Source organism: Nostoc sp. S13 (assembly GCF_029379315.1).
Classification (GTDB): domain Bacteria; phylum Cyanobacteriota; class Cyanobacteriia; order Cyanobacteriales; family Nostocaceae; genus Nostoc.
Map to the genome: position 1 here is coordinate 1 of NZ_JAQYWQ010000018.1, position 19,574 is coordinate 19,574.

A 19,574-nucleotide genomic window follows, 5' to 3' on the forward strand; every position below is an offset into this window, starting at 1 on the left:
AAACCTCTCCGTATTCTCTCTTAGTCTTGTTCAGAAATCAAATAGGAGTCCTATATATATAATTATTATTAAGAAAACTCTACCAAATTTAAATCATAATATTAATAACTAACTAATGACTAAATCCAATAAGAAGCCAGGATGAGAGTCAGGAGAGTTAGCGGTAGACCAAAACGGAAATGTTCCCAGAATGACAACTGATAACCAAGTTTTGCAACAGCTTCAGCAACAATTAAATTAGCAACTGAACCTAACAAAGTTAGATTACCTGCCAAAGTAGAACCTGCTGCTAATAGTAACCAGGTTTTTGTGTCTGGATGGGGAAGTAAATGTTGTAAGAGCAATACTGCTGGAACATTGGAAACTAAATTTGAAAGGAGAGCCGTAACTCCTAATATGCTCAGGGGAGTATGAACTAAACCGCCAAATAAATTCAATATTCCTAATTTTTCCACTCCAGCAGTCACAATAAACAGTCCAGAAAACATCACCAGTAAATCCCAGTCTACTTTATTTAAAACTCGTTGCGGTTTGATTCGCCTAGTAATAAACAGTAAACTAGCAGCTACAAGTGTTGCTTGGGCTGGGGATATCCCAATTAAGAATGCAATTAATAGTCCTCCGGTTATCAATAGGCTTTTAGTAAGTAACGGTTTAAAGATGCGGTAACGCACGGGGGTTACACTCGGACAAGACTTAGTAGAACGGACATCAGGATAAAGCCACCACAATAACCCAATTTGTATCAACAAACTTACTAATGCGATGGGAGTCAATGCTTTAGCAAAATCGAGATAGCTGATACCAGAGAATGAACCAATTAGGATATTTTGCGGATTACCACTTAAGGTGGCCACTGAACCCAGATTAGTTGCTCCCGCCAAGGCAAGTAAGTAAGGAATAGGATTGAGTTTCAAAGTTTGGGTTAAACCGAGAACCAAAGGAGTCAAAATTAGAGCGATGGTATCGTTCAGAAAAAAAGCGGAGAGAATTCCACTGCCAAAAGTTAAAACAATCAGCAAACCCAAAGGACTGCTGGTAAAGTGTGTAACTGTATTAAGGGTTAGTTGAAAAAAACCAGCGTAAGCTAAGTTTGTGCTGATTACCATCATGCCAAAGAGGAAAATCAGCGTTTTATAGTCTATAGCTTGCCATGCTTCTTTGAGGTCTAATACCCCTAATCCCATTAGCAAAGATGCACCAACTAAAGCAATACTGGTTCGGTTCATCCGCAAAGCAGGTAGATATCCTAAACCTAAACCTATATAAGTCAGCCCAATGATGATGTATCTGAAAACAATCATGATTTCGCTAGATTCTTTTGATGTGATGCCTTTCTATTAACTCCTGTTTTTGTTTCAGGTACACAGAACCAAAAAACTCCCAAAGCCACAACTGCGTAGGCATAGCCCGCCGTAGGCATCGCTGCTAAAATCGAAAAACCAACATTATAACCAGCACTTTTAACCACAAACCTAAGCTTTCACATTGCTCAAACCCGCACCAATGCCAATGGCAGTGTTGAGCATCCCTTGGGTAATATTAAAGCGCCCTGTGCCTTTAGTCAAATCAGCTACCATCAACACTGAAAGCACACCAAAAATTGCGGCTCCAATACCATCCAGAATTTGCACAGAAACGAGAAAACTGATTCTTGACCAAAATTAGCTAATCAGGTGTCCTTCTGGTTCCTTACCTCTGCTCTTACTTTGTTTTACTCATTAGATGGAGCAGATTCTATCTTTTCTGATTGCGTCTCGTTCGTTTGTTGCAATTGGTTGAGATGAATATTATTCACTTGAACAATAAAGTATTCTAATGCCTGACTTGCTTTTTGTTGCTGTTGGGTTTCGTCAGACACATCATAGCAACGATAAGGCAAAGTTACTCCCAATATAAATTTCTCTTGTTCAGCTTCTAACAATTCAACGGCTGTATTAGCAGCAAGGGAATTCTTCTGAAAAGGAAAAGAAGTCACTATACTCGCAACGATAGAAGCAATAGCTGGACAGAGTACAGGGAGCCACTTGAGCCAAGCTTGTCCGGCTTCTAATTTGTCTACCAGAACTAAAATTGGTGTGACTCCTGATAAAATCACTGTTGCAATTTGCAAACCATAGTAAAGGTTCCTTGATACACTCCTAATTCTTTTATAATCGTCAATCAAGTCTTGGCTGTATTGTAAAGCCTTCCCTCTTGTCAGAGTCAGCGTATCTTTATCCCAGGAATTAGGATTGGTCAATAGATAACCATAGAGTTCAGCTTTTTTGGTGAGTTCAGACTGATAAGCGGCCTTCTTATAGTTCTGAAATACTTGTCTATTGATGAGCAACAAAAAAAAAAAAAAGTTAGAGATACCGCTCCAGAAATTACAACTGTTTTATCATCTGAAAGAAAAATAATAAAGAGTCCAGAAGAGATAAAAGCTGCAAGTAATAAATACTCAATTACCTTCAAGTTAAACAACTTTTTCTCATCTGATAGTGAGGATAAATTTTCAATTCTATCAGAAACCTGACTTTGTTTTTTTTGCCCAAGATTAGTTAATTCAGAAGTAGTCATTGGCTTTTACTCAATAGCTTATTGGGTGAAATGTAGCAATAAAAGGAATAGCAACAAGTAGAATTGCTTTGAGGGGGTAGAAGTCAGGATAAGTTCGCTGGAGAGCAGGTTCACTATAAATAGCTAGTCTTCTAACTTTTGCTTAGATATCCCTTTTATTAAGGCTCTTAGGTAGTTTCTCCCTTGCCAAAACCTTCTAGCATCTGCTGTTGGCTCCCACTTTGCGATTGACTAGTTGGCTTATAATGCTTTACAAAAGTCAAAAATGTTTCTTTCGGTTAAGTAAAATCATTTAAGTCCCGTAAGTCTATTCAATACTAACCATACATACATTTGATTGATAATGCAAGGGTTTATATCTAGTGATTTTACGTAGATAAAAAGTGTTTTTAATACACGTATTATGATTGCCCCAAAAAATATATGATTTGGACTTTGCAATACTTGAATTGTTTTTTTTTGAATTTTAAATCTATCCGGGATGTTAAGCTGTCGCGTAGAGATTGGTGACAACTATTTCGAGAGGAAATTATGCAAGAGTCTGTGATTTATCAAGATATCTTCAAAAAGGAAGACAGTAGGAAGCGCTAGCACTGATAAAATGCGAACAATTGCAGAAATTAACGAGAAAATCAGCCGCCAACGTGCGGTAGTGTTGACGACTGAAGAATTAAAAGCACGAGTTGTAGAAATCGGTGTTACTAAAGCTGCTAAAGAAGTTGATGTAATTACCACTGGTACCTTTGAGCCAATGGAATCAAGTGGTGCAATTATCAATCTGGGACACACTGACCCCCCGATAAAAATTCGCCGTTGCTGGTTAGATGGCGTGCCAGCATACTCTGGTTTTGGGGCAGTAGATTTATATTTGGGTGCGAGTTGTGCTATGGAAGCGATGGACGGGGAAGAAGTCCGAGAACGCGGCGGCGGTCATGTAATCGAAGATTTGATTGCTGGTAAACCCATACACGTAAAAGCGCAAGGACAAGTAACAGATTGTTACCCCAGAGCAAATTTTGAAACTACAATTACCAGTGAAACAATTAATCAGTTTTATTTATTTAATCCGCGCAATCTTTACCAAAATTTTATTGTTGGTGTCAATGGTGGCGATCGCCCCCTCTTCACCTATCTCGGCCCTTTACAACCGCGTCTGGGGAATGCCGTTTATTCTAACCCCGGCGCTATTTCACCCTTACTCAACGACCCGGATTTGCAACTCGTCGGTATAGGTACAAGAATTTTTTTAGGCGGCGGTATTGGCTATGTCGCTTGGGAAGGCACTCAGCACTTCCCCTTACAAAAGCGTTTAGCTAATCGTACACCGATTGGGCCTTCCGCCACTTTAGCTTTAATTGGTGATGCCAAGCAAATGGATGCTCATTGGGTGCGGGGGTGTTACTTCAAAAGTTATGGCCCCTCAATGATGTTAGGCGTTGGTGTACCACTGCCTGTATTAAATGAACAAGTAGTTGAACACTGTGCCGTGCAAGATCAAGACTTAGTAGCCCCAATAGTGGATTTTTCCATTCCCCGGCGTGTCCGTCCCACCTTTGGTTTGGTGAGTTATGCCCAACTGAAATCTGGGCGGATCACCATTGAGGGCAAAGCAGTACGCGTTGCCCCCTTAGCGAGTTTGTTTTTTTCTAGGCAAGTCGCCCTAGAGTTGAAAAAGTGGATTGAAGCAGGTACCTTTACCCTCACAGAACCAGTTTCCCCAATTCCGATGGAGCGATCTTTTTTACCCCAAGACCGGCGGACGGATTTTTGATACTGCGGAATGGGGAGTAAGAATTTTAGATTTTAGATTTTGGATTTTAGATTGAAATTTAATCCAAAATCTAAAATCCAAAATCCAAAATTGAATTGCCCCATGCCCTAATCTTGAGTTGGTTTTGGTCGCTTGATCGGCTTAGGAGCGGGCGTTTTTGGTATAGGTTTGGACACCACAGAAGGATCGGCACCTGCGCCTGTTTTCTTGATGGGACGAGGGGTTTCGCCAGTGCGTCTGGGGGGGAATGGTTTTCTACCACCAGCACCAACACTACCGCCAGCACGAGGGCCACCTTTGAATGGTGGTTTGCGTTTTTTGGGCAAGTCAGCGATCGCCTCAGCTTTTTCTACTACCAAAACGTCAGCTTCCCGCTTGGCTTGGAAGTCCCAGAACTTTCCTACTGCTTTGGTGGTCAGCACACCCCTCAATTTCAACTTAAAATACTTGGGTTTGTCAGTTGATTTCCGTGGAGCCTGCCTAATTTTGACTACCAAGCTTTTAGCATCAAAAGACTGGTATACTACTTCACCACGAACAGAAAAACCACCATCTGCAACTTCTGATGAGGGAATCAGGGCAGTTGTACTTAATTCAGAATTTTCGGATAAGCCATCATCGGGTGTCTGTAACTCTTGCAACTCCAAATCTGACTCGTCCTCATCTGTTGAGTTTTTAGCCAGATTTTCTGGCTCCCAAACTCCGACGATTTGGATGTGCAAGGTATCATTTTCTTGTCTTGTACGTGGATATACTACCCATAAGTGTTCTTTTTCTAAGTCTAGATGATTCTTGACTAAGCTCATAATCCGGCCTAGGAGGACGGCATTGAGTTCTACACCATCTGCGGTCAGCAGCGTACCTTGAGTAAATTGTTCGCTGCTAGCATGATAGCGACCCCGGACTAACCCGATCGCTCGATATTGCATCGGCTCACTAGGAGGCGGAATCGGTTGCAGTCGATTGACTAAGTTCCCATTTGAGTCAATCTCAATGGGGTTGACAGGCGAATTTTCAACTTCTTTAGAGGACTGAGCTGCTATGTGAACATTAGCGGCTGCCTCTACGTTAGTTGGGCCCTGGTTAGAGGCAGAAGAATTGGAGGATTCAGGCAACGGCATCAGGTCGGAATTCATAAAAACTCCTTGCGGCGGAGACACATCCCATTGTGGGATTTTACAAAGGCAGCTGGAAAGAGCATTTGTGCGACTGATGAAAGTATATTTACTTTTCACAAAGTCACACCAGAGTACTCTCAAACAATCCTAAAGGCGCTAAATTTAGTGTTTATACACTAAATGTGTATTTTAGGCCCTCAACACTAGTTTCGGAAGCATATCATAGCTACAATTCTGACGGCTCCTCCTAAAGTCATCACTTACTTTAGCAGTGTGGATAGTTAATTGTTATAAAATTCACAGGCAATTGGCGGTATTCCGCAAAGTTTTGGAAATTTTTAACTTTACGATTTGTGTAAATGATAATGTCATTAGAGTTTAGGAGAAAGACAAAACTGTGACTCAAACACGCAATCGCTGGATAGTTCAAGTCGTCTTGGCGCTGGCAATTCTTGCTTTTGTGGGTGTTTCGGTGATTCCCATAATTGGAGCATTTAATAATACGCCACCGTCAAACCAGAATAGCGTTAGCACCAGAGGCAGTTTGTCCTCCGCTGACCAAAAATCAAAACTCGAAGACGAAGTACGGGGTTACGAACAGGTTTTGCAAAGGGAACCAGAAAATCAGACTGCGCTTAAGGGCTTATTACGGGCGCGGCTACAATTACTGAGTCAAAAAGAAAAAAGTGAGGTTAAACCAGCTGATATCCAAGTCGTCATTGAACCTTTAGAAAAGCTAGCCAAGCTGAATCCCGAACAGTCAGAATATTCAGTGCTACTGTCTCAAGCCAAAGAGCAAATTGGCGATCGCGAAGGAGCTGCTCAAGCTTATCGCTCCTTTTTGTCTACAAAACCTGGTGATTTGAAAGCTTTGCAAGGAATGGTGGCTCTGTTGATCAGACAGCAACGCCCTGAGGCGGCCATTGGTTTGTTGCAAGAAACCCTTTCTAACGCAGCCCAAATAAATACAATTCAGCCTGGAAGTGTAGATACAGTCGCCGTGCAGGTGCTGTTAGGTTCTGTTCACGCTTCCCAGAAACGCTACACTCAAGCTAGCTCTGCATATGACCAGGCAATTAAGAAAGATCCCAAGGATTTTCGCCCCGTTGTGGCAAAAGCGATGCTCCTGAAACAACAGGGTAAAGACGCAGATGCAAAACCTTTCTTTGATCATGCCGCAGCTTTAGCACCTGCTCAATACAAAGACGAAATTAACAAGGCAGCAACGGCTTCCCCTATTCCTAATCCTGCTGCATCTCCCTCGCCTTGATTGAAAAGTACGCCTAAGTAATGGGCATTGGGCATTGGGCATTGGGCATTGGGCAATTCAATTTTAGATTTTGGATTGACGATAGCGCCACGAAGAGCGAGTTCGCGTCCCTTACCCGTCTCGTAGAGAGCGTCTTTTGGATTAAATTTCAATTCTTTAATCCAAAATCTAAAATCTAAAATCTAAAATTCTTACTCCCCCTGCTCCCCCTCACGCTCCTTCAATGGCAGCAACGACACCAAAGACCAAAAACAGGCATCCGCCAATCAGGGTGAGTTGACGCTCAGAAATGCGTCCGGCAATCATTTTGCCGCCGATAACAGCGATCGCAGCACAAATGGCATGTCCTAAAATTGCACCTATTGTGACTCCGATTGGATTATTACCTGCTGCTAGGGCAATAGTGGCAATTTGCGTGCGATCGCCCCACTCTGCCATAAATGTCAACCCAAAAGCTTCTATTACAATTGCCAAGGAAGTCTTTTGCTTTGGCAACTGCAAATCTGCTTTTTTCACCGCAGCTTCAGCTTCTTCTACAACTTCTGTATCACAAGCAGCAGGCATCTTACTAGCGTCATATAACAGTTTGATACCAAAGGCAACAAATAGAGCTATTTCAGCATAATGAATATAAACTTTTGGCAACAAAGATACCGCTTGTCCAAATAGCACTGAAAGGATTGTCATCGCCGCTAAAGCAGCTGTCACACCTATAAATACCAGCCGGCGCGGGTGGTGCATTGCCAAAATTACAGCAATAAAAAATGTTTTATCGCCTAGTTCTGAAACTGTTATTAATAATAAGGCTGCGGTAAAAGCTGTTAACACTCTCTCAAGCTCCTAAAGAATCGTTTACCGATGTGAAGCTTGATGAGAGCCAAAAGACCTCACCAAGTTTACACTTTTCGGTGTCAACTTAGTGAAGGTCTCGCTTTCAAATATTTATTACTTGCCATCTGAACCAGGCTCATCGCCAGTATGTTGATTCAGATGTACTGGCTTTCAAGTTTTTTAGCCAGCAGCTACTCCCCTTCTATGCAATTAAAATTATACATATTTTACGGCTAGAAGTCAAGGGAGTAGGGAATAAAGCGGCACATACAGTCCAATTTAGTGCTTACCAGGTAAAAACTCATCATCTGTGACTTCTCGTAACTGGTATGGACAGGTAACAGGAAAGGATTCTACTAACAAACCAGTTTCAGCTTTTGCTTGCTTAACTGCTTGTGCATAACACTCCGCAAAAACGATCTCAAGATAGGATTTGAGACATGGTTAGATAATTTCTTGCATATCTTTATAATTAACATTGGTGCCTTAAAATGTGACGCACCCTACGGGCTAAAGTAATTGCCAATTATTTAACTAATCAACTTTAAGCTTTGCCAATATCTCTAGGCGTTTCAGATAATTCTTCATGTGTTCAGCACTCTCTGTTGGAACAGAAGGAAGAAATACTGCTCTGAAATCGTTAAGTGCCATATCATTTCCTTTGTCTACTACTTTACTAAAGTCAGAGGTGACGTAATAATCACCCCAAACATTGTTTACCTGCACATAATGCCAACTCATTCAAAAAATTGGCTCGATGAATCATGCACAAGGGTAATGCCACCTCCTGTCTCATCACGCAAGTCCAACCAACTTGGCGCTGAGTTCCCACATTCGCTCGGCTTTTTCGTCATCGCGGGCTTGAGGAGAGACTTTTTGCACAAAGGATTTGCCATCTTTCTTCTGGCGATTTCCCCAGCTCCAATAAGCACCGGATTGATTGTACTCAGGATCGGCAACCACCGCAGCAACTCGTTCTCCCGCCAACTCCTGAGACACGTATCCCCCAGTGATGTACTTCTGGAATAATGGGAAGATTTTCTGAAACAGAGGATAGTGGTTTCGGAATAGGGGCGTTTCTGCAACACATCCGGGATAGAGAGAATTGAAGACGATACCGGTTGACTCGTGATAGCGCTGATGGAGTTCCCGCATAGTCAGCACGTTACAAACCTTGCTGTCTTTGTAAGCTTTGACTGGTTCAAATTTCTTGCCATCAATCATCGAGATCGGCTCTTTAAACCCTTCTGCAAAGCCCAGCAAATCTCCCAAATCGGGACGCGGCGGAATCTTCCCACCTAGTTCGTCTGGATTGTGGGTGACAGTTCCTAAAATGACGAGCCTTGGCTCTGAAGATGACTTCTTCAGATCCTCCAACATCAGATTGCACAATAGGAAATGTCCAAGGTGATTTGTGGCAACGCTTAACTCGTAACCTTCTGGGCTTCGCAATGGCTCCTTTATTAAAGGCATATAAATTGCGGCGTTGCACACCAAAGCGTCTAAGGACTTTCCACTTGCTCGGAAGTTCTTCACAAACTGTCGAACGCTTTCCAAGGAGCCAAGGTCGATATGTATGCTGGTATAACTGTTGTACGGGATTTCCACAGCTTGGGCAGCTTTTTGTGCTTTCGCTAAATCCCGACAAGCCAGTACCACATACCATCCCCTTTCAGCAAGAGCTTTTGCCGCATACAAACCCACCCCCGAAGAGGCACCCGTAATTACAACCGTTGGCTTGTGATGTTGTTCCATTCTGTTCCGCCTCTATTGACTGTCTCTAGGATCTCACACCAGTGAGCCACTATTGTCACCAGCTTTTTCAATGCAGCCCGAAACGCTTCTTCCTCATTTCTATGTTCTGAAAGATATCGTTTCAGTTCAGTATTGGTCATCTGGTTTAGGTTCTGCATCATAGAACAAATTTCCAAGCTTTTAAGGCTGTAACCAATCCCGATCAGGCTTTGTGATTTGACGAGCATTGTTGTATGCCATATCAAGTGTAAGACATGTTGAAGCTCGGTAAAAGGTTGAATGTCTCTCAACAACTAAAGCAAGGTCTGCTCGTTGAGGGTTTCCTATACACAGTGGTAGAAGTAATTGAATCTGCCCTCTGTAGTATTGGGGGATTGCTGTCTTATAATTCCTGCGAACCCTTTCTTTCGCATTGTCTATCGCTCCCTTCAAGAAAGTTTGAAGAGCGTAGTCATCCATAGATTTGTATGGCTCTGGAAAACGTTCTTTGTTCTCTTCAATGATATGTTCTACATTTATTCTCAAATCTTTGCGAGTGTCAAAAACAAGTGAAGCTGGGTCATCAAAGTAGTGAGCTAGATCGGGAAGTTCTGGAAAGTTGTTTAACTCCCAGCGTCCTCCACGGAGCCAAGCCTTGAAGAACCAACGTTGTACGTCTGTTCTGCGATTAACTTCAAACGAAGCATAAATTGTCTCTTGGCTAGGTGTGACAAGACCTGTATTAAAACAACTGTATTGACCATCCTCAGAAAGGGAAATTTTTCCTTCTTCAGCAACCTTGCGGTAGGTGTAACGAATGTAGTTGTAAAGAACTGGAAGAGAACGATCGATAACCGTATTTTGATAATTCCAGTCTTCCGATTCAGCCTCCTCCTTTGCTAGTTCCTGAAGACTAGCATCCATATCTGGAATAAACGCAAATTCAAAAAAATCTTCAGGCCACATACTTTCAAGACTTAATTTAGGGCTTAACTTACTTGAGAGCTAACTAATTAAAGGTGGGTGATGCCCACCCTCCGGTCGTGAAATCTAATATCTAAACTTACTGCAAATATTCTCGTGTTAACTTGTGATTGCCAAAAATTTCCATGTCATATTCAATATTATCTAAAAGAATTGAAAAATTGGTTCTGTCATAGTCTCCCTCACAGAAAGTTTCGAGGCACAGATCATTGTCTTCATCAATATATGCCTTCATAAATATGAACTCAAAATTAAATTCGTTCATATATTCCAAGAGGTGTATTCTATTCATATTTGGCTTAAGAGAATAAAGAGTTCTAATTAATACACCTCTACCTGAAATATATTTAACAATCAAGTTTTGCTTTCTAGGATGACGGCATAAAAGTAAATCATCCCCTTCTTCAACATGATATCCATTGAACTCCAAATGATTACGATATCTTGCTAAGGAATGGGCAACAGAATCACTAATACTCATTTCTGGCATGGTTTGAAGCCTCACAAATTTTTTTAGAAGAGCAGGTAAACTAAACTTATTATTCCCACCCAACCTATAATTTGATCAGGACTAACACCAAAACTCATATTTTCCTTATATATAGGAATCCTACTTGAATCTTGCTCAGTATACTGAGAAGGAAAGCTCTGTATGTCAAGCTTCTAGGCAGCTTATTTGTTCAAAAATCAAATATGAGTCCTATATCTTTATATCTTAGGGATTAAGAAAAGCATTTTTTAACCCCCAAGACCCAATAACTAATACTTCCGCTCTTTTGGCTCAAACATAGTAATCGCCACCGGGCGATACTGTATATCAATTCCCGCTGGTGAATAGTAAGCCATTGTGTGTTTGAGGAAATTAGCATCATCTCGCTGGGAATAATCTTCGCGGAAATGAGCGCCACGACTTTCTTGACGATTCAGGGCTGATGCCAAAATAGTTTGTCCCACTACCATCAAACTTCGCAATTCCAGGGCTTCCACGAGTTCCGTATTCCAGCAACTACCTTTGTCATCTAAATAAATTTGCGGATATTGTTGTTGTATTTCTTCTAGTTTCTGCAAGCCTTCAGTCATTAACGCCTCAGTGCGGAAAACGCCACAGTACTGCGTCATACAATCCTGGAAGGCTTGACGGACATGGTTAATGCGGTACTTTCCTGGTTGTTCTAGCAAAGCTTGGATTTGTTGCTGGGCTTCCGTTACATAGCGTTGCTCATTTACAGAAGGCAACTTACGTTTTTGCACAAATTGCGCGATCGCAGCCCCAGTCCGTTTACCATAAACTACACACTCCAGTAGTGAATTACTCCCCAAACGATTTGCACCATGTACGGAAACACAAGATGTTTCACCCGCAGCAAAAAAAGCATCAACTAAACCATCGCCACTACTGCGGACTTGCCCATCAGTATTAACTGGGATACCACCCATACAATAGTGAATTGTTGGGCGGACTGGCATAGGTTGAGTTACCGCGTCAACACCTACCAAACGGTGTGCTTCTTCCCAACAGAAGGGAACGCGACTCATAATTTTTTCTTTACCCATATGGCGCAGATCCAGATAGACAAAAGGGCCACCAGCACTACCATCGAGATGAATACCACGACCGGCGCGAATTTCGTAAGCGATCGCTCGTGAGGTAATATCACGAGGAGCTAGTTCCATGCGACTGGGTGCATAGTTCGCCATAAAGCGATCGCCTTCACTATTAATCAGATACGCTCCTTCTCCCCGTACCGCTTCTGAAATCAACACCCCTACCGGATATAAACCAGTGGGATGAAACTGGACAAATTCCATATCTTCCAGGGGCAAACCTGCGATCGCAGTCATTGCCAAACCATCACCAGAAGAAGCGTAATCATTAGAGGTGGTATTATAAACGCGACCATAGCCCCCTGTAGCAAACATCACCGCCTTGGCCCGCACCACCTCTATATGTCCATCCAAAAGATGAAACATTACCACACCCTTGGCCTCATTTTCTGACAAAATGAGACGCATCACGTACCATTCTTCATAAACTTGCACCCCATAACGCCGCAGGTTGTTCACCAATTCGTGCAAAATCGCGTGGCCGGTCTTATCAGCAGCGTAGCAAGTGCGGTTGTGGGAATGTCCCCCAAAAGCTCGTTGAGCAATGCGCCCATCCGGTAAACGAGAGAACAAAACGCCCATGTGTTCCAAGTCAATCACCACATCTGGCGCTTCTTGGGCGAGAATTGCCACAGCATCTTGGTCTGCCAAGTAATCAGAACCCTTGACAGTATCAAAAGCATGTGCCTCCCAACTATCTTCTGAATCAACATTTTTCAGCGATGCAGCCATACCACCTTGAGCCGCGACCGAGTGGGAACGAATTGGGTGGGTTTTGGCAACCACAGCAATATTTAAACTGGGGTCAATACGAGCAATTTCCACAGCAGCGCGACATCCTGCTAATCCACCCCCGACAATAATCACATCATGTTCCAGCATAATTAGCCCCCGACTGCAAACCACTGCTGTTCTATTGTAGAGAGGTGATTGTGATTAATGAGGCAGTGCGTTGCGATCGTTGCCGTGGCATCTCTACAAAAAAAATTCCCTGCCTATAGACAGGGATGTTATTACAAATTTTGAAATTAGGAGTGAAAAGTCAACAACAGAGGCAGAAGGCAGGAGGAATACTGCCGTCTGCCTTCTGCCGCGACCGCGCTTAGAGCAAGGGTTTAAGTCGAGAAGACCAAAATTTCCGATTTGGTGGACTGGAAGTAGATGGGGTTGAAGCCGAGTCTTTATTTCAACCTCCTGCCTCCTGCCTCCTGCCTCCTGCCTTCTTCACAAATCAAAAGTTATGGGACAGATTGAGTGACTCATAACTCTTAACTCCTAACTCTTAACTCCTAACTCTTAACTCTTTAACTAGTTGCTTGTACAGGTTGTTGCTGAGACACATTACCTGGTATAGGTTCCATTTTGGTTCCAGGCCCTACAGGGCTAACTTCAATATGATTTAACAAGGTAGTGACAAACGCAAACAACAAGAAAGGTAGCGATAGCAGAACGACGAGACCCGCTGTTGCTAAAGCGTACACGGGTCGCTTGGCACCCATCAGCGCCAAGGCTGATGCCAAACTTAGGGTAATTGTTATCAACCAAACAATTATTTGACCGTAGATATCACCGAAAGTCAGGGTACAGACAAACCGATACTTTTGAATATTATTTCCGCTCATCACATTTGCCTCAAGTCTCTCCTAATAGGTTCTAGGTTAGAGCCATGTTTGCCTTGCAGACAATTTCTAAATATTTTTGCAAGCTTCGTAATATCACTTCACAATCAACTTTTATTCTCACAAAGCGCAATTCCTAGTACAGCATGGCATAAATAGATCAACCATACCCTACGCGAAGTCCTAAAAAGCTAGTTTTATAGCGGAGCCAGTGTGTTGGACGTTGTACCCCTGGAATACAAGCTAGCAAGAGCGTCTTCCCTTCTCCCAAAGGAGAGGCTAACGCTAAAAAGAAGCAACTGGGGTTGTGTTATGCCGCTAAATATTAAGTATACGACTTACGCACTGTACAAATTAATCATGGTATGCTTTACCAAAATAGGTCATTTCAGGCTTTGATTAATCATTACTTTGATGGGAAATAGATTTGCGCTGTAGGGGTAAAGGGCATTGCTAAACCCCGATCACAGATCCGGTTTTTTCCATATGCATATTTAGTGTTTTATGTCAATTGGTAAGTCCTAAAATATATAAATCGAGCAGAATCAGGATGTAAAAACGGATTTTTGGTGTTAAATTTTGAGTATTGCCCAAATTTGTTGAATTAACTCAACAAAACCCTTTATTTTTCCTGGCAATATTGTTTTAGGAGTGAATGTGAATACTATCTTTGTTCGTAAAGGTGTTTTTTGGTTCCCAAGTATAGCTGCTCTTGCAGTCCTGAGTAGCAGCTTATCTGCAAGTGCCCAGACAGTGGACAAGGCGAGCAGTCAGCTATTAACCAACCCTTCCGCAACCCTAGCGTTTCCTAACGAGTTTAGTACAGAACTAGACATTACAAGCCAAAATCTCTCTACAGAAACAACTGAAACATTTACAGTCACAAATTTAACTAAAGTACAGAAGTTCCAGAGCGCTGCAATACAGAAAAACGCTAGTGTAACGCCTACACCTGTACCAGGCACAGTGGCAACCTCATCTGCGATGCTCACTTCTGAGTTTGTACAACCAACTTCTCAACCAACTTCTCAACCATCTGCTCCCAGAGTCGCGCAATCGGATATTGATTTAGGTAGAACTACTCGTGGTGGCAGCAGCTATGTTGGCATCGCTGCTAACATTGGTTTAAGTGGTGATGGCGACACGTCTTTGGGCGACGGTAACTTTGCGGTAATTAGCAAAATCGGAGTGACAAATTCTATATCGGTGCGACCCTCAGCCGTATTTGGGGACAACACTACAATTCTACTTCCGATCACCTACGATTTTTCCTTCAAGTCAGCGGATGCTTTTAGCGAACCGTTAGCGATCGCACCTTACATTGGAGTAGGTGGAGCTTACAAAACTGGTGATGATTCGCAATTTGCCTTTTTGGTATCTGGTGGTATCGATGTGCCTCTAACTTCTCAATTTACGGCAACGGCTGCTGTGAATGCGGGATTTTTCGATAAGACTGATGTAGGCTTGTTGTTAGGAGTTGGTTACAACTTCAGTGGGCTTTAAAAGTTAGGAGTTAGGAGTTATTATGATTAAATTCATAATAACTCCTAACTTTCTACTTGGGGGTAACTTTGTCAATCACCTTGATTTTGCCATCGTCTCCTACTGTCCAAACATCGTAAACACCGACGACATCGCCGTTAGCATCAACATCTACGTTCCCACTGGCTCCTTGGTAGTTAATCTTCTTACCATTTTTAAGTAACTTCAGTCCCTCGCAGACATCAGTAACTTCTGTGCCAGGCCCATTAGAAACTTCACGGATTTTGCTGGCGATACCAACGCCTGTATTTTCCTTAGCAGCTTGCGCTGCCAACGTCAATAAGGCAGCCGCATCCCAAGCTTGAGGAGCATATTCCCCTGGTGCACCACCCTTTTTATCCTTCCACAGCTTGTTGAAAGCTTCTAGTGCTTTGCCGTTGGAACCCGGTACTGTTCCGATCGCTCCAGTTAAAATATATTTCCCATCACTACCTTTGCCAACTTGTTCTGGGAAAGTAGGTGATTTCACCCCATCTGTAAGCAGAATTTGCACTCCCTTGGCCACACCTTGCTGATAGGCGGCTTTCAGGAACAAACTACCAGTTTCAGCGTACAATACAGCCAGCACTGCATCTGGCTTACCAGCAAAAGCCGCAGCCGCTTCTGTATCAAATGTCTGGGCTTTCGGATCGTAGCGAACAGGTTTATCTTTATTAACTATAGTTCCACCCAATTTTTCAAAAGTTTGCACAAATGCTTTTTCAAAGCCAACGCCATAGTCGTTATTAATTACTACTGTAGAAATTCGCTTGAAACCTTTTTTATTAGCAAGTTGGGCTAAGGCTAGTGCTTGGTAGGTATCGGGGGGAGCTGTTCGGGCCCAAAAGCCTTTAAAGTCGCCTTTTTGAGCCTTTTCGGTAAAGACAGGACTGGTACTACCAGGGGAAACTAGCATGACTTTATTCGGCGTGGCAATGGAGACTGCTGCACTAGAAACGCTACTGGCAAATGAACCAACTACACCTGCGACTTTATCTAAAGTTGCTAGTTTGGTCATACCGGCAGCACCAGATCTGGGGTCGGTTTGGTCGTCTACTTGCACCAAGGTAACAGGTTCGCCATTCACCCCACCGCAAGCGTTTACGCTATCGACAAGTAAAGGGACAGAACCTAGCATCTGCTGTCCCACAGAAGCCAAGTCGCCTGTTGTCGGTAGTAGGGAACCAATTTTTAGCCCTTGAGTACTGCTTGTGGTAGTTGAGTTTGCTGCTGGGGTAGCGGTACTTCCGTTGTTAGCTGCACCATTGGGCGTACTGCTATCACCACAAGCCCCAACTAGAAACCCAGTTGCTAGGGTAGCTATACTTAAAGCTAAGGCGGCGCTAATTTTTCTCATAAGTCACTTTCACTCCTCAGATATTTAGGAGCCTAAAAGTAAGATTCAAACTAAATTTGTAAGTTAGCTGGATCTTAATCAAGACTCCAAAGGATAGATCATATCATCCACCTTTGGGAGTAGAAGTATTTAACCCTAGATTAATATTTACTTTTGTACACAGAATAGACTCCGTGTATCAAAGGCTGGAAAACGGAGAGGGAGGGATTCGAACCCTCGGTACGGAGTTGCCTGCCGTACAACAGATTAGCAATCTGCCGCTTTCGACCACTCAGCCACCTCTCCTGACTCACAAATAATAATGTTAGCAGATTTGTTGCGGAGAGTCAATAGTCATTTGTCATTGGGCATTGGGCATTGGGCATTGGGCATTGGGCATTGGGCATTGGGCATTGGGCATTAGTCATTGGTCATTGGTCATTGGTCGGTGGTTATTTATAAAATACTGAGGACTAAGGACTAGGGACAAATGACTAATTTTTTAAAGGACTTGCGATCGCATCCAAGCTACGGGCAAAGTGCGTAACTTTTTCCACTGGGGAACATAAGCTCGCCGACTGAATACATCGTAATCGTTGCGTTCAATCACCTCCAAAATCTGACCGTATAGCATTGATGCTGCCCACACAGGCCAACGGGCGTCCGGCGCTAAATAAGTAATTCCCCGGTCTGATGTGGTATAGAATTGGCGAGCTCGGTCAATTTGAAAGCGCATCAATGCCCGCCAACGCTCATCTACCACACCTTTGAAGAAATCTTGCTCGGTGTAGTTGAATTTTGCCAAGTCCTCAAGGGGAATGTAGATCCGCCCCCGTTTGGCATCTTCTCCCACATCCCGCAGGATGTTGGTGAGTTGATTGGCAATTCCCAGAGCGATCGCTTCTTCTGTGGGAAGATATGGTTGTTTGTTCTGCCGCCACGGTGCTGTGTACATGGTGCTATCTACACCCATAACTGCTGTTGACATTAAACCAACAGTGCCAGCAACGCGGTAACAGTAGAGGTATAACTCCTCAAAGGTTTCATAACGACTGCGATATAAGTCCATGCGCTGACCGGCAATCATATCCCGAAAGGGCTGAATGTCCATCGGAAAGTGCTGGAGGGTATCAACTAAAGCTACATCGTAATTTTCTAATGGGCGTCCCGCAAAAATCGATTCCAGCTGCTGTTCCCATAGGTCTAGGGTTTCTGGCGTGGTAATAGCAGATGCGGGCCCATCCACCAATTCATCTGTACGGCGACACCAAGCGTAAATTGACCAAATAGATTGACGTTTTACCGGACTCATCAGCAAAGTACCCAGGTAAAAAGTCTTGGCATACTTTGCTGTGAGATGCCGACAAAGTTTATAGGACTCGTCTACAGAGACCAGCGTTTTCATGCGCGCGGGGGATTCAGGCAGTTGCAGCATTCGTTGCGGGCGGTCGGGTGAGCGTTTGCAGGTTTGAGGAATTTGCTACCGGGAGAGCCTCAGAAATGGCCTGCGCTGTCAGCTTACCAGAAAGTACGGCACCTTCCATACTGCCTAAGTAGCGTTGCATGGTATAACTTCCGGCGAGATAGAAGTTGGCAATGGGCGTAACTTGTGCGGGACGGTACTGTTGACGACCAGGGGTCGCTTTGTAAACTGAACGCGGCGTTTTCACCACATGAGATTTCAGCAATGTGGCTGGATTGTCTCCCCCAAAGTGGTCGGGGAAGAGTTTTTCTAACTCGGCAATCGTTGCAGCCACAATTTCCTCATCGGATTTGGCAATCCAATCTTTTGCCGGAGCTAGAACTAATTCCAGCATTGAGCGATTGGGGTTGGCATATTCACGGCAGGTATTGCTCATATCAGCATAAACGCTTAGGAGGGGCGATCGCGAAAATAGCAAGTGATCAATTTCTGTAAGTTTCCGGTCAAACCACAGATGCAGGTTAATCACTGGTACTCCTTCCAAGCCTTCTAGCTTCTTAAAAAACTCCATTTGCTTCCAAGGCTTAGGCAACATGACTTTCATTGGGTCAACCGACATAGCAGATACATAGACATCAGCCGTGAAAACTTCATCTTCTGACCCATTTAACCCCCGAATCAAGTACGCTTTCACCGTACCATCGGCGTTGAGTAAAATCTCCTTCAAGGGGGTATTCAACCGCACTTCCCCACCGCGTTCTGTGATGTAATCTACGATCGGGCTGCATAGCCGTTCTGTGGGAGAACCATCCAAAAATGCAATTTTGGAACCATATCGTTCTTGCAAAAATCGATTCAGTGCAGTTAATAGGATCGTTGCAGAAACTTCATCAGGATTTATAAAGGTGAGCGCTTTACATGCGGCGATAAAAACGTCACTAGTTACCCGCTCGTCAACACCTTGCCTTTTCAACCACTCTAAGAAGCTGTACTTATCCATGTCTTCAACATACTTCTGACCCCGAACCACTGCTGGAAGTAGGCCAATTGCAAATCGAATCTTCTGCTCCCAAGTCAACATGTCTTTGTTGCGAAGAATCGACGCAATCACGTTGAAAGGAGATGGAATATCTGGAACATCAAAACGTGATAGTGTCCCAGGCTGATCCGGTTGATTAAAAATCAGCGTATGCTCTTTCCACTGCAGTCTGTCCTCAATGTCCAACTCCTTGAGCAATTGAAGCATATTGGGGTATGCCCCAAAAAAGGCGTGTAACCCGGTTTCGTACCAGTCGCCGTCAGAGTCTTTCCACGCCGCAACCAGACCACCCAGTACGTCCCGGCTTTCCAAGACAATGGGAGTATGACCTGCGTCCGTGAGATATTTCGCGCAGGAAAGTCCTGCTAGACCAGCACCCGCGATCGCTACTCGCATTTAACCCTTATGTCCTTCAATATTTCTTAATGGTTTTGTCGTTCTCATTATACGTTGCAATCCGTTACATTTGGCAGTTATTGGGCGATCGCTTCCCCAAAAAACTTCTGTAAAAGGGAATTTTACTTGAGATGCACCTACCAGAATAAATTGCCAATATCATTGTTGGCAATGGGTTTGCGACGTGCATTTCATCTAGATTTACACCACCGGATGTCAATAAACAAAAGTCATTCCTTTGACTGAAAATAGGTAGTTACAAACTCTTGATCTTAAAGTAGTTGATTTCTTTGGTAATTCGTGTATTTGCTCTAAGGAAATATCTAGGGCATTGGTAAAGCCTGCTAGTTGATTTACAGGTTACT

At 43.4% G+C, this 19,574-nt stretch carries 18 protein-coding genes, 1 tRNA gene and 2 pseudogenes; 3 read left to right on the top strand and 18 right to left on the bottom strand.

Annotation, left to right across the window (positions count from 1 at the left end; genetic code table 11):
- Nucleotides 1-119 precede the first annotated feature (119 nt).
- From PUQ00_RS08480 to PUQ00_RS08490, 3 genes and pseudogenes are all read right to left on the bottom strand, one after another.
- Nucleotides 120-1,304 carry an anion transporter gene (locus PUQ00_RS08480; protein WP_300415107.1) on the bottom strand — a complete coding sequence of 395 codons (1,185 nt, stop codon included), beginning with the start codon at nucleotides 1,302-1,304 and terminating at the stop codon, nucleotides 120-122.
- A gap of 171 nt (nucleotides 1,305-1,475) precedes the next feature.
- Nucleotides 1,476-1,634, bottom strand: a complete 159-nt coding sequence (locus tag PUQ00_RS08485) for a hypothetical protein (RefSeq protein WP_300415109.1) — start codon at nucleotides 1,632-1,634, stop codon at nucleotides 1,476-1,478.
- A gap of 80 nt (nucleotides 1,635-1,714) precedes the next feature.
- Nucleotides 1,715-2,562, bottom strand: a pseudogene (locus PUQ00_RS08490) (DUF4231 domain-containing protein).
- Nucleotides 2,563-3,163: 601 nt separating this feature from the next.
- Between PUQ00_RS08490 and PUQ00_RS08495 the strand changes: the two are divergent.
- Nucleotides 3,164-4,333 (top strand): homocysteine biosynthesis protein, encoded by a 1,170-nt coding sequence (locus tag PUQ00_RS08495; protein WP_300415111.1) that lies wholly within the window; start codon nucleotides 3,164-3,166, stop codon nucleotides 4,331-4,333.
- Nucleotides 4,334-4,440: 107 nt separating this feature from the next.
- Here PUQ00_RS08495 and PUQ00_RS08500 read toward each other — a convergent pair whose 3' ends face one another.
- Nucleotides 4,441-5,469, bottom strand: a complete 1,029-nt coding sequence (locus PUQ00_RS08500) for a hypothetical protein (RefSeq protein ID WP_300415113.1) — start codon at nucleotides 5,467-5,469, stop codon at nucleotides 4,441-4,443.
- A gap of 379 nt (nucleotides 5,470-5,848) precedes the next feature.
- Here PUQ00_RS08500 and PUQ00_RS08505 point away from each other — a divergent pair, with 379 nt between their 5' ends.
- Nucleotides 5,849-6,721, top strand: a complete 873-nt coding sequence (locus PUQ00_RS08505) for a tetratricopeptide repeat protein (protein ID WP_300415115.1) — start codon at nucleotides 5,849-5,851, stop codon at nucleotides 6,719-6,721.
- Here PUQ00_RS08505 and PUQ00_RS08510 read toward each other — a convergent pair.
- The 10 genes and pseudogenes from PUQ00_RS08510 to PUQ00_RS08555 all read right to left on the bottom strand — a co-directional run bounded on the left by PUQ00_RS08510 (nucleotide 6,646) and on the right by PUQ00_RS08555 (nucleotide 13,497).
- On the bottom strand, nucleotides 6,646-6,873 hold the full coding sequence (locus tag PUQ00_RS08510) for a hypothetical protein (protein ID WP_300415117.1): 228 nt from the start codon (nucleotides 6,871-6,873) through the stop codon (nucleotides 6,646-6,648). The genes PUQ00_RS08505 and PUQ00_RS08510 overlap by 76 nt on opposite strands.
- 58 nt (nucleotides 6,874-6,931) lie before the next feature.
- Entirely contained in the window at nucleotides 6,932-7,549 is a 618-nt protein-coding gene (locus tag PUQ00_RS08515; protein WP_300415119.1) for a TMEM165/GDT1 family protein, read from the bottom strand.
- 282 nt (nucleotides 7,550-7,831) lie between these two features.
- Nucleotides 7,832-7,984: pseudogene (locus PUQ00_RS08520) on the bottom strand (DUF29 family protein); the annotation flags it as partial.
- A 102-nt stretch (nucleotides 7,985-8,086) separates the two neighbouring features.
- Complete coding sequence (locus PUQ00_RS08525) at nucleotides 8,087-8,293, bottom strand: hypothetical protein (RefSeq protein ID WP_300415121.1); 207 nt, start codon at nucleotides 8,291-8,293, stop codon at nucleotides 8,087-8,089.
- A 54-nt stretch (nucleotides 8,294-8,347) separates the two neighbouring features.
- Nucleotides 8,348-9,307 (bottom strand): protochlorophyllide reductase, encoded by a 960-nt coding sequence (locus tag PUQ00_RS08530; RefSeq protein WP_300415123.1) that lies wholly within the window; start codon nucleotides 9,305-9,307, stop codon nucleotides 8,348-8,350.
- A complete protein-coding gene (locus PUQ00_RS08535) occupies nucleotides 9,277-9,468 on the bottom strand; it encodes a hypothetical protein (protein WP_300415125.1) in 192 nt (63 codons plus the stop codon). Before PUQ00_RS08535 ends, PUQ00_RS08530 begins: the two co-directional genes overlap by 31 nt.
- A gap of 19 nt (nucleotides 9,469-9,487) precedes the next feature.
- The gene (locus PUQ00_RS08540) at nucleotides 9,488-10,252 is read right to left on the bottom strand and encodes a DUF3825 domain-containing protein (protein WP_300415127.1); all 765 of its coding nucleotides are present in this window, start codon (nucleotides 10,250-10,252) and stop codon (nucleotides 9,488-9,490) included.
- A gap of 97 nt (nucleotides 10,253-10,349) precedes the next feature.
- Nucleotides 10,350-10,775 (bottom strand): DNA mismatch repair protein, encoded by a 426-nt coding sequence (locus tag PUQ00_RS08545; RefSeq protein WP_300415129.1) that lies wholly within the window; start codon nucleotides 10,773-10,775, stop codon nucleotides 10,350-10,352.
- A 254-nt stretch (nucleotides 10,776-11,029) separates the two neighbouring features.
- Nucleotides 11,030-12,757 carry a succinate dehydrogenase/fumarate reductase flavoprotein subunit gene (locus PUQ00_RS08550; protein WP_300415131.1) on the bottom strand — a complete coding sequence of 576 codons (1,728 nt, stop codon included), beginning with the start codon at nucleotides 12,755-12,757 and terminating at the stop codon, nucleotides 11,030-11,032.
- A gap of 422 nt (nucleotides 12,758-13,179) precedes the next feature.
- A complete protein-coding gene (locus PUQ00_RS08555) occupies nucleotides 13,180-13,497 on the bottom strand; it encodes a hypothetical protein (protein ID WP_265276097.1) in 318 nt (105 codons plus the stop codon).
- 654 nt (nucleotides 13,498-14,151) lie between these two features.
- Between PUQ00_RS08555 and PUQ00_RS08560 the strand changes: the two genes are divergently transcribed.
- Nucleotides 14,152-14,997 (top strand): hypothetical protein, encoded by an 846-nt coding sequence (locus PUQ00_RS08560; protein ID WP_300415135.1) that lies wholly within the window; start codon nucleotides 14,152-14,154, stop codon nucleotides 14,995-14,997.
- Between the two features lie 52 nt (nucleotides 14,998-15,049).
- Here PUQ00_RS08560 and PUQ00_RS08565 read toward each other — a convergent pair whose 3' ends face one another.
- The 4 genes from PUQ00_RS08565 to pds form a co-directional block, all read right to left on the bottom strand.
- The gene (locus tag PUQ00_RS08565; RefSeq protein ID WP_300415137.1) at nucleotides 15,050-16,372 is read right to left on the bottom strand and encodes an ABC transporter substrate-binding protein; all 1,323 of its coding nucleotides are present in this window, start codon (nucleotides 16,370-16,372) and stop codon (nucleotides 15,050-15,052) included.
- 193 nt (nucleotides 16,373-16,565) lie between these two features.
- Nucleotides 16,566-16,657, bottom strand: a tRNA-Ser gene (locus PUQ00_RS08570).
- Between the two features lie 196 nt (nucleotides 16,658-16,853).
- Nucleotides 16,854-17,786 carry a 15-cis-phytoene synthase CrtB gene (crtB, locus tag PUQ00_RS08575; RefSeq protein ID WP_300415139.1) on the bottom strand — a complete coding sequence of 311 codons (933 nt, stop codon included), beginning with the start codon at nucleotides 17,784-17,786 and terminating at the stop codon, nucleotides 16,854-16,856.
- Nucleotides 17,770-19,209, bottom strand: coding sequence for a 15-cis-phytoene desaturase (gene pds, locus PUQ00_RS08580; RefSeq protein WP_300415142.1), 1,440 nt, complete (start codon nucleotides 19,207-19,209; stop codon nucleotides 17,770-17,772). The genes crtB and pds overlap by 17 nt, the downstream gene beginning before the upstream one ends.
- Nucleotides 19,210-19,574 lie beyond the last annotated feature (365 nt).